Raw genomic sequence first — 15,487 nt, forward strand, 5'->3', positions numbered from 1 at the left:
TTTAAAAGAAACCATCCTTTTATGCATTATACAAAAATAGTATGCCTGAAAAAATCAACGATAAGACCATTTTTTCGCTGCTGGAGGTCACTAACAGTATCAAAAAAACATTAGAACAAAGATATAATAGTGCGTTTTGGATTAAAGCTGAAATGAACAAACTGAATCATTACAGTCAATCCGGTCATTGCTTTCCCGAATTAATAGAAAAAGTAGACGGTAAAATAATTGCTCAAATAAAAGCAACATTATGGCGTGACGATTACCAGAATATCAATCGCAATTTTATAAGAATACTAAAGGAACCCCTCAAAGATGGAATTAAAATTTTATTCCTTGCCAAAATATCCTTCGATCCAGCTTTTGGACTTTCACTTCAAATAATAGATATTGATCCCCAATACACGTTAGGAGATTTAGAAAATGAAAAGAGGGAAACGATAAAAAAACTACAGCTTGAGGGTATATATGATCAAAACAAAAAATTAGAACTCTCTTTTTTACCCCAAAGAATTGCCATAATTTCGGTAGAAACCAGCAAAGGCTATGGTGATTTTATAGATGTAATTGAAAAAAATTCGTGGAATTACAAGTTCTTTTATCTTCTATTTCCATCCATACTGCAAGGAGACAAAGCAGTTCGCGGCATCATGGCGCAATTAGAAAGGATTAAAAAAGTAATCCATCATTTCGATGCAGTCTCCATTATTAGGGGTGGCGGCGGTGATGTGGGCCTGTCATGTTATAACAATTATGAATTGGCCAAAGCAATTGCGGTATTTCCTATCCCAGTTATTACCGGTATTGGCCATGTCACAAATGAAACGGTCTGCGAAATGATTGCACATACCAACGCAATAACACCAACAAAACTTGCCGAGTACCTCATTCAAAAATTTCATAATTTTTCGGTTCCAATTCAAAAAGCAAAAGAAAAAATAGCAGACAAATCCAGACGGTTGCTAAGCGAAGAGAATACAAAACTAGAATCCGAACTTAAATTGTTTCGCTCCATAACGGTTTCTATTTTGAACACCAATGAAAACCGTATCAAAAATGCCAGCTACGCAATTCAGCATCAATCACAATTTATAGTAAAAAACAACCACGAAAAGTTAAACGTATTACAAGCAAAAACACGCATTGCAACTAAATTCAATCTAAATCAATTAAAAGTAGCTATAATTCAATTGCAAGAAAAATTAGAATTGCAACCCATACTGTATCTTAAAAATTCCGAACTTGCGTTGGAAAACATAGAAAAAAACATCCAGATCATGGATCCTATAAATGTTTTAAAAAGAGGTTTCAGCATCACGTATTCAAATGGAAAAGCTATCAAAGATGTTTCCCAATTACAAGAAGGCACAGTAATAAACACAATGCTATTTAGCGGTACAATAGACAGTACAATCACAAAAATCAAAGAATAAAATGGAAGAAGAATTGAATTATACGAATGCTTTTGAGGAATTACAACTAATTGTTACCGAAATAGAGCAAGGAGAAATCTCGGTTGATGAACTTTCTGAAAAAGTAAAAAGAGCAACGGCACTAATTAAATTTTGCAAATTAAAATTAACCACAACGGAAGAGAACGTGAATGCAATTTTGAAAGAACTAGAAAATTAATAAATTGAGTTATTTACCTAATAAACAACTAAAGGTCTAGGATTAAGTTTTGAAGTAATTAATGAAAAAACAGATGCTGAGTTAGAACTTTTGTTTAACATAGATAAAGAATTAAATGTCAATATTAAATCACTATTCAATTTTGAAGGAATTTAAAACAGAAAAAGATGCGTGGGTATCTTTTTCTGTTTTAGAGCGGTAAAGAATACTTATCAATTCGCTATGCTAGAGTCCAAATCCGCATATTGTGTTAAGAAATGATTCAAGATGTGATCAAATTAAAACGCTAAAAAACTAATTTATCAAAAAGAGCTGTTTGAAAGAGTTGCATATTTTTTGAAGAAAGAAATATCTTTGCAAAGACAACGACCAATTGAAATTATTTTTTTTAAATTTTTGTTAATTATCTGTAAAACAAATTAATATAATTATTTTTATTAGTAATTTTAATCCTCAAAAAAAAAAACTCCAAAAGTAAAAAGGAAACTGGAATGAGCAGAAAGTTAGTTCCAGCAAAAAATTGAATTCTTAAGTGATGTCTACCGTATTTTTGGAAAAAAATGCTTGAAAATCCCAAATCGAGCTTAGTAATACCGTTTAATCTTTGAAAATACCGTACAAAGTTTTGTGTAGCATTCATATCCTGTAATTGAATGCTACAAAAAGTCCTGATTTTCATTCAATTGAATTTATATACAGATTATATTTCTATCATTATATTTAAAACACATAAAATGAAATCAAAACTAAAAAAAGTCGGGACATTATTGTTAGCTATTGCTTTTTCTGGTGAAGTAGCCGCACAAACAAAAGATGCTTCACAAGATCCGAACATTGAAAGCAATATCAGAGGTTTTTTAAAAGTCCTTAATTCAGGAACTGGCAAGCCTATAGAACAATTACCCCCTCAAGAAGGTCGGGCAGTGCTGAGTGGCTTACAAACATCTGTAAAAGTTGATATATCTGGAATAATTGTTACAGAGAAAACAATTGTTGTGGATGGCCAAAATATTAAACTAAACATCGTTAAACCTAAAAATTCGAAAGACATATTGCCGGTATTTATGTTTTTCCATGGAGGAGGTTGGGTCCTTGGAGATTTTCCTACCCATCAGCGAATGGTTAGAGATTTAGTGGTGGAATCTGGCGCAGCAGCAGTGTTTGTTAACTATTCACCATCTCCTGAAGCGCACTACCCTGTCGCTATTAACCAAGCCTATAACGCTACTAAATGGGTAGCTGAACATGGGAAGGAAATTGGAGTTGATGGTAAAAGACTAGCGGTTGCAGGAAACAGTGTCGGAGGAAACATGGCTACCGTGGTTGCACTGATGGCTAAAGAAAAAAAAGGGCCGAATATTAAATTGCAGGTTTTATTTTGGCCGGTTACCGATGCTAATTTTGAAACCGAATCCTATAACTTGTTTGCTAAAGATCGATTCCTGACTAAAAATTTGATGATGTGGATGTGGGACAATTATACAACTGACCCGAAACAACGTAAAGAAATTTATGCCTCTCCTTTGCAGGCTACAAGTAGTCAGTTGAAAGGGTTGCCGCCAGCATTGGTGCAAACCGCACAAAATGATATTTTAAGAGATGAAGGAGAAGCGTATGCCCGAAAATTAGACGAAGCAGGGGTAAAAGTTACTGCAACACGTTACAATGGAATGATTCACGATTGGGGGTTATTAAATCCAATAAGTACAATTCCCGGAACTAAATCAGCTTTATTACAAGCAGCTTCTGAAATAAAAAAAGCATTAAAATAAAACTTGATTTTGTAACGATGGCTACAAGTTTTAACAAATTACTTTGGGGTAAGCCCAGGTATTAATCTGGGAAAAGTTGCCTTTTTAGTTCGATGAAAACCTACGTTTTTAAACTTTCCTTTTTTGAAGTAGAGTTTCGAGGAATTAAACCCAAAAGAGATTAAATTTTGTGCTGAATATTTTTGGAGCTAAATACGACATTAAATTTCAACAATTACTTATTTACAAAAACTTACTTTTTCAACACTGGAAAACACTGCCGTTCCTGACATAAATACCAAAGGATTGACTAAAGAAGATGTAATAAAAGGCATGAAAAAAACCGGAGCAAAATAAACAAATTATAAAACAATAAATAACAGCAAAAATTTAAACTTAGATACATAATTATAATCCTAATCCATTTGATTATTATTTATTTAAGTTCTAATATTCCCAAACCTAACACACCTACTGCATCATTAATTAATATCATTAGTAACCTTTTAATTGTGTAAATTATGAAAAATGTAGTAAAGATTAAAGAAGTAGAACCTTCCTTTACCGACAGGAGGAAATTCCTTAAAATCAGTGGACTCACTATTGTGGGCACAGGCTTATTATTAACCGGTTGTAACAAAGACGACGATCTCTTTATTAGCCCTAATGACGTTAATTTAACGGCAAAATATGGTGGAGGCCATTTCCCTGGGTTAAAAGATGGTATATTTGATTTAGGAGGGAACGATTTAGGAGTGTTGACCTATGCATATGCCTTGGAACAATTAGAAGCCGATTTTTATACTAAAGTGGTAAATGCTACTGGTTTTACAACAAATTTCACAGCCGAAGACCAACAGGTGCTGACCGATTTGTACTACCATGAAGTCATTCACCGAGAATTCTTTAAAGCGGCTTTGAGTGGCGCGCTTCCAAATCCAAAAAAACAATTACTTCCTAATCTAGCTTTTGATTATGGAAGTTTAGATTTCAGCAGTCGCAACCAGGTTCTAGCTACTGCTAAAGCCCTTGAAGACACTGGGGTCGCAGCTTATAATGGCGCAGGAAGATTACTCTCAAACCCTGATTATCTGGTGTTAGCCGGAAAAATAGTTTCGGTTGAAGCGAGACATGCTTCTGCCATCAGAAGTTTAATTAATCCTAATTCTGATGATTTTGCCGGGGATGATGTCGTAGATCCTACAACAGGGCTTGATGTAAAGAAAAATCCATCAGAAGTCCTCGCTATTGCTGACGGATTTATTACAACTCCATTCACTGCATTATACTTACCATAACATTCACATTTAAATATAGAAATTATGAACATATTAAAATTTATACAGTCTTTTGCTAATGAGAGTTTAATGCAAAGTAAAGGCTCCAGAAGAGAAAGTTTTGGACAATTTGGTCAATTGGGAAAAAATCTGGCATTGGCATCCATTCCATTCGGACTGTCATCACTTACAAATTCTGCCTATGCAGCAGACATTACCCCAACGCCAAGCACGCCAATCGGCGCCCTGCAACTTGCCCTGACATTGGAATACCTTGAAAAAGAGTATTATATCATGGGATTAGAATCGGGTGTTATCCCTGCAGGCGGAAGAGATGAGAAAGTTTTCATGCAGATTTCAGACCATGAAACGGATCATGTTACTTTTTTAATCAATGGATTAGGTGGGGTTGGAAGCCCTAATTTTGTTGCAAAGCCTACATTTGATTTTACAGTTGGCGGAGCTTTTGACCCGTTTAATCATTATCCGACATTTCTGGCTTTGGCACAAGCTTTTGAAGATACAGGCGTAAGAGCTTATAAAGGCCAGGCCGGAAATTTAATTTCAACACCTGATTTATTGACAGCAGCTTTGCAGATCCACTCCGTTGAAGCGCGCCATGCTTCTGAAGTAAGAAGATTACGTGGACTCAAAGGGTGGATTACATTAAATGAAAGAGGAGCAGGAATGCCGGCAGCAACTCAAGCTGTTTACGACGGTGAACAGCTTACAATCCAAGCAGGTTATAACACAGCCGAATTATTTGGTGCCGCTGCAGGATCAGAAGCTTATGACGAGCCATTAACAACCCAAGAAACGGTTAATATTGCCAATTTATTTATTGTGTAGCTAATTTGATTACAAAATTATCCTTAGGTGGCATACTGAGAAAAAACATTTGATTGTCCCATGACGGTTCCCGTTTACCAAAGGCAAAGTAATAAACGGCCCCGCAACCTCCGATTTAAAAAAAATCATTACTAACAAAGAACCTAAAGTTTAAAGTTAATACCGGTCTAAAAATACTCATTTCAAGTGGTAAAATAAATTAACAAATTTTATTTATTATGGCAAAGAAGGAAACATCAAAAACAAAAGAGATTGATAATCTTAAAATTAATGACCTTGCTAAAAACACAGAGAGTGGTCAGGGTGAATTTTTAACCACGAATCATGGATTGCGAATCAACGATGATCAAAACTCATTAAAGGCAGGCGAACGTGGCGCGACTTTGCTGGAAGACTTTCACTTTCGTGAAAAGATTACGCACTTTGATCATGAAAGAATTCCAGAACGCATTGTGCATGCAAGAGGAAGTGCGGCACACGGATATTTTGAACTTCACGAATCCATGTCAAAATATACCAAGGCTAAATTCTTGCAGACTCCAGGCAAGCAAACTCCCGTATTTGTAAGGTTCAGTACCGTAGCGGGATCGCGTGGGTCATCGGATTTAGCGCGTGACCCACGGGGATTTGCAGTTAAGTTTTATACCGAAGAAGGCAACTATGATTTAGTCGGGAATAATATTCCTGTGTTTTTTATTCAGGATGCCCTTAAGTTTCCGGACCTTATTCATGCAGTAAAACCAGAACCACACAACGAAATGCCACAGGCGGGATCCGCACACGATACCTTTTGGGATTTTGTTTCTCTGATGCCGGAGAGCATGCACATGATTATGTGGGCGATGAGTGACCGTGCTATTCCGAGAAGCTTGCGGATGATGGAGGGATTTGGCATTCATACTTTTCGTTTCATAAATGAAAATAATAAATCAGTATTTGTAAAGTTTCATTGGAAACCCGTGTTGGGTGTTCATTCTGTTACATGGGATGAGGCACAAAAAATTTCGGGAAAAGACACTGACTATCATCGTAGAGATTTATGGGAAGCTATAGAAACCGGCAACTTTCCGGAATGGAATTTTGGAGTGCAGATTGTAGCGGAAGAAGACGAACATAAGTTTGACTTTGATTTGCTTGATCCTACCAAAATTATTCCTGAGGAAATTGTTCCGGTGCAGATAATTGGTAAAATGACATTGAATCGCAACCCCGATAATTTTTTCGCAGAAACCGAGCAGGTAGCTTTTCATCCCGGTCATATTGTTTCAGGAATTGATTTCAGTAATGATCCTTTATTACAAGGTCGATTATTCTCCTATACAGACACACAGCTCAGCCGACTGGGAGGCCCTAATTTTCATGAAATACCGATCAATCGCCCTATCGCACCTGTACACAACAATCAACGGGACGGAATAATGCGTCAAACCATTAATACAGGTCAGTCGAGTTATAATCCTAACGCGACAGGAAATGGATGTCCGTTCCAAGCCGGAGCGGCAGATGGAGGATTTGTTTCGTACAATGAGCGAATCGATGCCAGAAAAGTCCGTGCACGCAGTCAAAGTTTTTTTGATCATTTCAGTCAGGCAACATTATTCTACAACAGCCAAAGTGAAACCGAAAAAAATCATATTGTCGATGCCTTGCTATTTGAATTAGGTAAACTGGAAACAGAGACTATTCGCGTGCGGGTAGTAGGCATGCTTACACAAGTGGACAAAACGCTGGCTGAAAAAGTTGCGGATGGCTTAGGCATACCTGTTCCAAAAGCCCCTGAACAACCAATGAATCAAAGTATTCCTGCTGATGGTTATCCAATGAAATTTCAACCCATAAAAGTGGAATCTTCATTGAAAAGTTCAGCAGCACTAAGTATGGAAAATACAGTTAAGGATAGTATTAAGACCCGACAAGTAGCGATACTTGCCGCTGATGGGATTGATGAGATTTCATTAAATACAATGAAAGAAGCACTCGAAGCCGCAGGAGCACAAACAAAAATTATTGCGCCTCACTTAGGATTTATTGCAACGGCAACAAGTAAACAAATCAAAGTTGATCAAAGTTTTTTAACCGCAGCTTCCGTTTTATTTGACGCAGTATATGTGCCGGATGGAAAGCAAAGTGCTACTGCATTAAAAGAAGAACCTGATGCTATTCATTTCATTAATGAAGCGTATAAACATTGTAAAGCTATAGCTGCAGATGGATCTGGTGTAGATTTCATATATCTGACTGCTGTCGGGGTTAAAATTCAAAACGAAGACAAAGCAGATAAAAGCAACCTTGCAACCGGAGTGTTGCTCAATCGTGATTCTAAAGAATTTATAAATGCAATCGCACAACATCGTTTTTGGGAACGCGAAAAACGGGGTAAGGTTCCCGCTTAGGATGAATTATCGCATGACAAACACTTCGGATAAAATAATTATAAACCATGAATCTAAAGTTTAAAAATTAACGGCAAAAGTTTACAATAAATAACAATGATTCTTAACAATTTAAAAATAAAATGGATAAGGAAAAATAAATTGAAGTGCTAAACAAATTCATCTAAATCAACAACGAAAGAATTGAAGAGTACGAAAACTTATTTTTAAAATTATATAATGCTTTCTGGCATTAACTGGGATACTTTTAATTAACTTCTAAATCATATTTTATGTCATTACTTACTGTATTACTTGTATTAATTGTTGTAGGTGTTCTTCTTTGGCTTGTCAATACCTATATACCTATGGATGGCACAATAAAAAAATATTTAACATTGTGGTGATTATTGTTGTGATTATTTGGCTTCTCAAGGTGTTTGGACTTTTCAATAGCTTGATGGATGTACATGTATAAAAATGCATGTTGCATTCAAATATCGATTCTGAAATCGAACAATTTTCAAAAACAATAATCAAATTCAAAAATTAAATTTTATAGCAACAAATCTTTAAAACTAAAAATCATGAATCTAAAAAGAATCTTTGAAGCGTAACTTACTGCTCTCGGAATAGGTGGTCTTATTTATACTGCTGTAATATTTATGGATACCTCTGGTGGTAAACTTGACATTATTATACTCGTCATTTATGGTATACTGGGCCTTATACTATTCATATCAGGCATTAGTTTAGTTCGTACAACAAAAGATGAATCATAGTTTTTGAAATTAAAAAAATAATTAATTTAATAGTATTTATCTGATTGGTGGGTCGCCCGTAACGGCAGCTAAAGCATAGAACTTTTTAAACCTTCCTTCTATTACCAACGAAGGTATAAGAGCTACATACCCGTTAAACCGTAAATGCTTTTGAAATACCCATACAAATTAGTAATTGATTTGCATTTCTAACTTTTTTTTAAAAAGAAGCACGGTTTGGCTCATCAGACAGAGACGATAAATGTCCTGATTCTGATAGAGACGTTGTTGCCGCTACTGATAACCGTTGTTTAACTACAAAAAGGAACTATCCTAAAAATCAGATTGTCCTGAAATTATTCCTCAGGATATCAAAAAAATCAAGGATATCGCCAATACACTTTTCTTCAAAAACACCAACGATAAACTAAAAATAGTTACTTTGATTCAACTAGACGAGTTGGAAAATCCAGTAAACCGTCACAAAGGTACATACTTGTTTATTGAGAGCTGTAGACAACAGATGTTTACAACTTAGATCGCTAACATAGTTATACCGATTCTGTAAAAGATCCTTAGCTGGTTGAGCAATCTCCAATACTAATTTAAAACTATAAGATTTGGTAAAAGTAAACCAATAGTGAGTAAATAAGACTTCTTTTGGTCGTGCAAAAAACAGATCTGTCTAATTGAAAACATCGTATTAAAGAGATATATTACCTGGTTCAATGTTAGTTTGGAAGAAGAAGTTGTTAGTCATCAACAGCTTTTTTTGTTTAAAAATTTTGAAAAAAATCTGTGTCTAACTACAAGAATTTTAAATGTTTTATTTGCTTCACAAGGAATCCCTATAAAAATTTTGCGAAGTTATTATACAAACCTCCTAACTAGTTTACATGGCTAATAACCTACCAATATTAATTGCGGGCGTTTCTTTTATAACAACTTGACAATATGTAAATAACATAACTTTTTAACAAATTTTTGCAACGGATTTTAACATTAGAAATCGAACTTTACATTTCAATAGCGAAAACAATTAGAAAAGTTATTGTCTTCTTGCTAATGTTTTTTTTAAGTAAGCCAATCAAAATAAGAAATCATGATAGCGGGTAAAAAAGAAAGTATACTATTTATATCCTAGCGGCTGCGGTAATGGACTTACAAAATTCGATAAAAGAAATTACTCGATTGCCTTAGCCTTCATTTAAACCCGAATTGATATGGGAATTGAAATAAGAAGTAAAGAATGTGTGTTTCCTTATTGCTAAGGCATTATGTAGAAATACATTTTAACTTTTTTGTGGCGCTGTCGACAAACGGATAGTTTACACATCTGTTGGTCAATATTAATTACTGAAAGAATTAATGCCTAATACTAAAAAAATGAGAAACAGATTCACAACTAAAAGTTCCAAATTACGATCTGCAGGACGTCAAAAAAAAGGGTATTCTTCTGAGTCGAGTGCTATATGTATTCCTGAGCCTAAAATGAAGTTGCCCGAAATTTTATTTATTACTTCGTATCCTCCTCGCGAATGCGGCATTGCGACTTATTCTCAGGATTTGATCAAGGCATTGAATAATAAATTCAAACATTCGTTCAAGATAAAAATATGCCCGCTAGAATCCAAAAATGAGCAACATGTTTACTCCGAGCCAACACAATATATTCTGAATACCGACCATACAAATGCTTTCCAAAATTTAGCAACCAAAATTAATGACAACAATGCTATTCAAATTGTATTGATACAACATGAATTTGGATTGTTTAGAAAAAAAGAGGCCGATTTTAGACAGTTTTTAAATACTCTTCTAAAACCGGTAATCCTTGTTTTTCATACCGTATTGCCAAATCCAAATGAATCATTAAAAGAAAACGTAAAAAAAATAACCGAATCGGCCCATTCTATTATTGTAATGACCAGTTCATCCGCTAAAATTTTAATAAATGATTACGGGGTTACTTCAGATAAAATAACCATCATCGCGCATGGAACGCATTTAGTTCCTCATTCTGACAAAGCACTTTTGAAGGAAAAATATAAATTAACGGGTAGAAAGGTACTTTCCACTTTTGGGTTACTTAGTTCCGGAAAGAGCATTGAAACCACATTAGATGCGTTACCCAAGATAATCAAAGAAAATCACGATGTATTGTTTCTAATTATTGGAAAGACACATCCATCTGTCGCAAAAGAAGAGGGAGAAAAATATCGATTAATGCTTGAAGCGAAGATTGAAACCCTGCAACTGCAAAATCACGTACAATTTATTAATCGCTATTTGTCGCTATCGAATCTATTGGAATATTTACAACTTACCGATATTTATTTGTTTACATCCAAAGATCCAAACCAAGCTGTCAGTGGCACTTTTTCTTATGCGATGAGTTGCGGATGTCCAATTGTCTCTACCCCTATTCCGCATGCCAGCGAAGTATTGTGTGGTGGATCTGGAATTATTGTAGATTTTGGAAACGTTCAACAATTAGCCATAGAAGTAAACCATTTGTTACTAGACGAGCAGTTGAGAAAAAACACCAGCGCCAATGCATTGCACAAAATAGCACCAACAGCATGGGAAAATGCGGCAATTGCTCACGCTTTATTATTCGAAAAAATTGCAGAAATCACGCTTTCTTTGCATTATAAAATGCCCAAAATTAATTTGGATCACATAAAAAAATTAACCACTTCTTTTGGAATGATTCAGTTTTCAAATATCAATAAGCCAGATATAAATTCCGGCTACACATTAGATGATAACGCAAGAGCTATGGTTGCAATGTGCCAACATTTTGAATTGACAAAAGACGTAACCGATTTAGAATACATTTATATCTATTTTGATTTTATCAAATATTGTATGCAGCCTGGAGGACATTTCTTAAACTATATAGATGAATACCACCAATTTACAAATCAAAATAATACCACTAACTTATCCGATTCCAATGGAAGAGCTATATGGGCATTGGGATATTTAATTTCTATAGGTGATTTGATACCACAAGATTTAGCGAAAGCCGCTCAAACTACCATGGATACCGCTTTGTTGAATGTCAATAAAATATATTCTACCAGAGCAATGGCATTTATAATAAAAGGAGTGTATTATAGTAATGCAAAAAATAAATTAGCACAAAATGTAGTTTTAATAAAAGAACTGGCCAATCGATTGGTTCAAATGTACAGACATGAATCCGACAAAAAATGGGCTTGGTTCGAGAGCTACCTCACTTATGGAAACAGCATTTTGCCCGAAGCCTTATTATGCGCTTGGTTAGCAACTGGAGATGATGTTTATAAAAAAACTGCCAAATCCTCATTTGACTTTCTTTTGTCAAAAATATTCAGAGAAAATTGCATAAATGTAGTTTCTAACAAAGGGTGGCTGCATAAAGAAAAGGAGTCTATTCCGACACCATTAGGCGGTGAACAACCAATAGATGTTGCTTATACCATTTTGGCGTTAAGCAAATTCTATGATGTATTTAAAGAAGACGCCTATTTACAAAAAATAGAAATTGCTTTCAGCTGGTTTTTAGGAAACAATCATTTGAAACAAATAATTTATAACCCCTGTACCGGAGGATGTTATGACGGGCTGGAAGACACTTATATCAATTTGAATCAAGGAGCAGAATCTACAGTAAGTTATTTAATGGCAAGGCTAACCGTTAAAAAAACATTCAAAAAAATACTTAAACATTTCAGGACCACTGAAAGTCAAAGGGAGCTTTATTTGAAATTGAACAGCAAAAATCAATTTGCATAATACCTTTATGATATCAGGATCTTAGAAGCAGTAAGAACACTTATCTTCTAGCTTACTCATAATCCAAATATTTATATTAAATAAGCCGTCTCACTACATTGAGATGGCTTTATTTTATCTAACATAAACATTTGTTTTTGGGATATTTGACTAGATCTTACCTAAACAAAAAAACAAATTTGTTATCTAAAAATCAATATAAAAGCTACGAAATAATTAAAGGTGAAGAGTGATTTGTTGCTTTTAACATCTTTATATTATTAAAATAATTTATGTAATAAAACTATTAATTAATTTAACAATCAGATCATTAATAAACTATTTAGTATTAATATTTAATTACAGTAAAGCTTTAGCTAAGTATGTTGTCTTGTTTAGTTTTTTTGATGCAATACCTAACTTAGTTGCACTAAAATTTAGTCACTTTTAGTTGTTTTTTAGACGACTTTCAGTTTAAATTAGGAGATAGATTTTGTTCCCCACATTTTATATTTCTATGCTTGACGGTTCCCTTCAATAATTTTTACTTGGAGATGACTTAGCAGAAACCATTATCTATCAATATTTATAGATACTAATAGTGTGCGATTTTTCCCTAATAAATTATAGAAATGAAATCGCTACCGTATTTTAAAAATAGTTTGCAGAACACTACACTGCAAAAACTGATATGCAATAAGAGAAACAAATCTCTCTTTATCCGCAAAAGAAAACCAAAAAATTATGTTTTGGTTTTTCTGTTTTTAAATAAGTTCTTATTTTATACTTTTTACGACTTACACTATTGATCCTAAATGCTGGGTAGTCTTTATAAAAGAAATTTGAAGCCTTCACCTTACATGTGAGACGACATTATTCAGTTAAAGTCTGAAGGATAGAGCTAATAGAAATTAATATTTAAAATTTGGTTGCCATCAATCATCTGGCCTTTAAAAAAGCATTCGCTCCGTAAATCAAATATTAACACTTATTTTATTATTATTTTTGTAATTTTGATATAATCACTTAACGAAAGTTTGAGCTTCCAAAATTCCCAACTTCTTAACGTGATTCGTGCTGAAACAGGTTGAGACCGATAACGTCAACAAAATGACTTCAGAACAAAAGAATAAAGTCTTTTTGCATTAGCATTTCAATAATTTTATTTACTTCATCAACGCTTGGCCTGGGTATCAACACTTTTTGGACAGGTTTAGAGGTAGAAGTCACTTGGAGCGAAAATGTAAACGTTTCAAACAAATACCCTTCTAGGTTCGTCTAAAACAGGAACCAGCTACGAGGTAATAAACTTAAACGACTTTTTATCGCTACATAAAAAAGCGTACTTAATTTTATTATAATTTTAAAAATAAAGCTATGCGAGTTCCAGTAATCCGAAAAAATATAATATTCACTCCTGATTCCAAGAGGGTTGTTGCCCGGTATTTTATGAATGGTGATCAACGGACGCAACAGATGGTGAGCCGCATAATGATGTTGGATGAAAAACAAGTTATAGACACACTAGAACATACACTCCGGGAATTTGCCAGACGCCATAGAAATATTTCAAGTATATTTTTTAAGCATTGCGAAAAAATTAGAAGCATAATTGAAGGGATGCAAATCGACTATGACGGTCTGTCTCAGGAACGAAAAATGCTCATCGGTTCCTATTGTACAATGGAATATGCTATAGAATCCGCCGCCATTTTCAACCCTTCCATTGTGGAAGATTTCGACCAGTCGGATCTCGAAGAAGGAGAGAAACGTGTTATCATTTCTTTCCGTGCCACTGGGGAAGGTCATATCTCATCTATTGTCTTTAGAAGAGGAATCTTGGATAAGAATAACAATCTCCGAGTGATGAAAATTGGTAATAACATTGATAAAGCAGAGATTGTACACAAAACCTTATACAACAAAGAACGATTTCTGATGAAATTGGCAGAAATGCATACCTCTGACAAATACTCAACACGCATTATGCAGGACCTGCCAGACGAATTTGAGTACGCCATATTAAAAAGTTTGGTGAATAAAGCATTAAGCGATCCAATGATCCGCCAGGAGAGAAGAACTGCACTCGAAGAAGTAATCTGGTTGGCGGATTCATTTTATGATTTGCAATTCAAACACGATTCCGATATCACCGAGCGTGTTATATTTCCGATATCTGATTCTGAAAGCCGTGGTATTGAAGATGCCCGTTTTGTGCGCTTTGTGGATGATGATAAATCAGATAAAGTAATGGCTACATATACGGCTTATAATGGTCATGTAATTCTTCCAAAACTCATTTCTACTGAAGATTTTTATACGTTCCGTGTAATGCCCTTATATGGAATCGGTGCTCAAAATAAAAACCTGGCATTATTCCCTAGAAAAATCAAGGGTAAGTATGCTATGCTGTCCAGAATTGATGGTGTTAACAATTACCTTATGTATTCCGAGAGGCCTACGCAATGGAATGATCCAGTTATCCTCCAGGAGCCCCGTTATACATGGGAGTTTACGCAAATTGGAAATTGTGGATCGCCGCTTTGGACCGAAGAAGGCTGGCTGGTTATTACTCATGGTGTAGGTGCCATGAGACGGTATTGCATAGGTGCTTCACTGTTTGATCTTGATGATCCTTCAAAGGAAATTGGAAGACTTAAAGAGCCCCTGCTTTCACCACTGGAGGATGAGCGGGAAGGTTATGTACCTAATGTAGTGTATTCTTGTGGTTCGATTATTCACAACAACAGCCTTATATTGCCTTATGCCGTTTCAGACTATTCATCTACTTATGGTGTAGTCGATTTGGTAGAATTGATCGAGGCTTTGAAAAAAAGTAAATGATGACTTGAGGCGTTAATGTCTTTACTGATTTCATTGACGAGAGTTAAAATTATTCTAATAATTGTTATAAAAAACTTGCGCTATCTGAATCGTTTACTACCTGAATATACTTAGTTAAAGTGGATATGTCGGTACGAATAAATTAATATCTTTGTTAGCTTTATTAAATATATGATAGTCCACTCAAAAGCTTCAGATCTTCTAAAAAATGGTTCGAAAATTGTCCCGACAGGGTCACA

At 34.8% G+C, this 15,487-nt stretch carries 9 protein-coding genes; all 9 read left to right on the forward strand.

Going from position 1 to position 15,487, the window contains the following annotated elements:
* Positions 1 to 41 precede the first annotated feature (41 nt).
* The 9 genes from xseA (at position 42) to BUC23_RS04480 (ending at position 15,248) form a co-directional block, all read left to right on the forward strand.
* Positions 42 to 1,433 (forward strand): exodeoxyribonuclease VII large subunit, encoded by a 1,392-nt coding sequence (gene xseA / locus BUC23_RS04430; protein ID WP_073206059.1) that lies wholly within the window; start codon positions 42 to 44, stop codon positions 1,431 to 1,433.
* A 1-nt stretch (position 1,434) separates the two neighbouring features.
* Complete coding sequence (gene xseB / locus BUC23_RS04435) at positions 1,435 to 1,632, forward strand: exodeoxyribonuclease VII small subunit (protein ID WP_073206062.1); 198 nt, start codon at positions 1,435 to 1,437, stop codon at positions 1,630 to 1,632.
* Between the two features lie 734 nt (positions 1,633 to 2,366).
* The gene (locus BUC23_RS04445) at positions 2,367 to 3,404 is read left to right on the forward strand and encodes an alpha/beta hydrolase (protein WP_073206780.1); all 1,038 of its coding nucleotides are present in this window, start codon (positions 2,367 to 2,369) and stop codon (positions 3,402 to 3,404) included.
* Positions 3,405 to 3,904: 500 nt separating this feature from the next.
* Positions 3,905 to 4,681: a ferritin-like domain-containing protein gene (locus BUC23_RS04450; protein ID WP_073206068.1), complete on the forward strand. Its 777-nt coding sequence runs from the start codon at positions 3,905 to 3,907 to the stop codon at positions 4,679 to 4,681.
* A gap of 24 nt (positions 4,682 to 4,705) precedes the next feature.
* Positions 4,706 to 5,509 carry a ferritin-like domain-containing protein gene (locus BUC23_RS04455; RefSeq protein WP_073206071.1) on the forward strand — a complete coding sequence of 268 codons (804 nt, stop codon included), beginning with the start codon at positions 4,706 to 4,708 and terminating at the stop codon, positions 5,507 to 5,509.
* Between the two features lie 218 nt (positions 5,510 to 5,727).
* A complete protein-coding gene (locus BUC23_RS04460) occupies positions 5,728 to 7,902 on the forward strand; it encodes a catalase (protein WP_073206074.1) in 2,175 nt (724 codons plus the stop codon).
* A gap of 272 nt (positions 7,903 to 8,174) precedes the next feature.
* Positions 8,175 to 8,288, forward strand: a complete 114-nt coding sequence (locus tag BUC23_RS17835; RefSeq protein WP_407918674.1) for a Thivi_2564 family membrane protein — start codon at positions 8,175 to 8,177, stop codon at positions 8,286 to 8,288.
* Positions 8,289 to 10,028: 1,740 nt separating this feature from the next.
* The gene (locus BUC23_RS04475; protein WP_244153768.1) at positions 10,029 to 12,425 is read left to right on the forward strand and encodes a glycosyltransferase; all 2,397 of its coding nucleotides are present in this window, start codon (positions 10,029 to 10,031) and stop codon (positions 12,423 to 12,425) included.
* Between the two features lie 1,356 nt (positions 12,426 to 13,781).
* A complete protein-coding gene (locus tag BUC23_RS04480; RefSeq protein ID WP_073206080.1) occupies positions 13,782 to 15,248 on the forward strand; it encodes a glycoside hydrolase family 130 protein in 1,467 nt (488 codons plus the stop codon).
* Positions 15,249 to 15,487 lie beyond the last annotated feature (239 nt).

The sequence above is a fragment of the Flavobacterium xinjiangense genome, assembly GCF_900142885.1.
Taxonomy (GTDB): Bacteria; Bacteroidota; Bacteroidia; order Flavobacteriales; family Flavobacteriaceae; genus Flavobacterium; species Flavobacterium xinjiangense.

What these genes read in the sequence shown, in the direction of transcription:
- xseA (WP_073206059.1), top strand. Translation starts at nt 42, where the DNA reads ATGCCTGAAAAAATCAACGATAAGACCATTTTTTCGCTGCTGGAGGTC.
- xseB (WP_073206062.1), top strand. Translation starts at nt 1,435, where the DNA reads ATGGAAGAAGAATTGAATTATACGAATGCTTTTGAGGAATTACAACTA.
- BUC23_RS04445 (WP_073206780.1), top strand. Translation starts at nt 2,367, where the DNA reads ATGAAATCAAAACTAAAAAAAGTCGGGACATTATTGTTAGCTATTGCT.
- BUC23_RS04450 (WP_073206068.1), top strand. Translation starts at nt 3,905, where the DNA reads ATGAAAAATGTAGTAAAGATTAAAGAAGTAGAACCTTCCTTTACCGAC.
- BUC23_RS04455 (WP_073206071.1), top strand. Translation starts at nt 4,706, where the DNA reads ATGAACATATTAAAATTTATACAGTCTTTTGCTAATGAGAGTTTAATG.
- BUC23_RS04460 (WP_073206074.1), top strand. Translation starts at nt 5,728, where the DNA reads ATGGCAAAGAAGGAAACATCAAAAACAAAAGAGATTGATAATCTTAAA.
- BUC23_RS17835 (WP_407918674.1), top strand. Translation starts at nt 8,175, where the DNA reads ATGTCATTACTTACTGTATTACTTGTATTAATTGTTGTAGGTGTTCTT.
- BUC23_RS04475 (WP_244153768.1), top strand. Translation starts at nt 10,029, where the DNA reads ATGAGAAACAGATTCACAACTAAAAGTTCCAAATTACGATCTGCAGGA.
- BUC23_RS04480 (WP_073206080.1), top strand. Translation starts at nt 13,782, where the DNA reads ATGCGAGTTCCAGTAATCCGAAAAAATATAATATTCACTCCTGATTCC.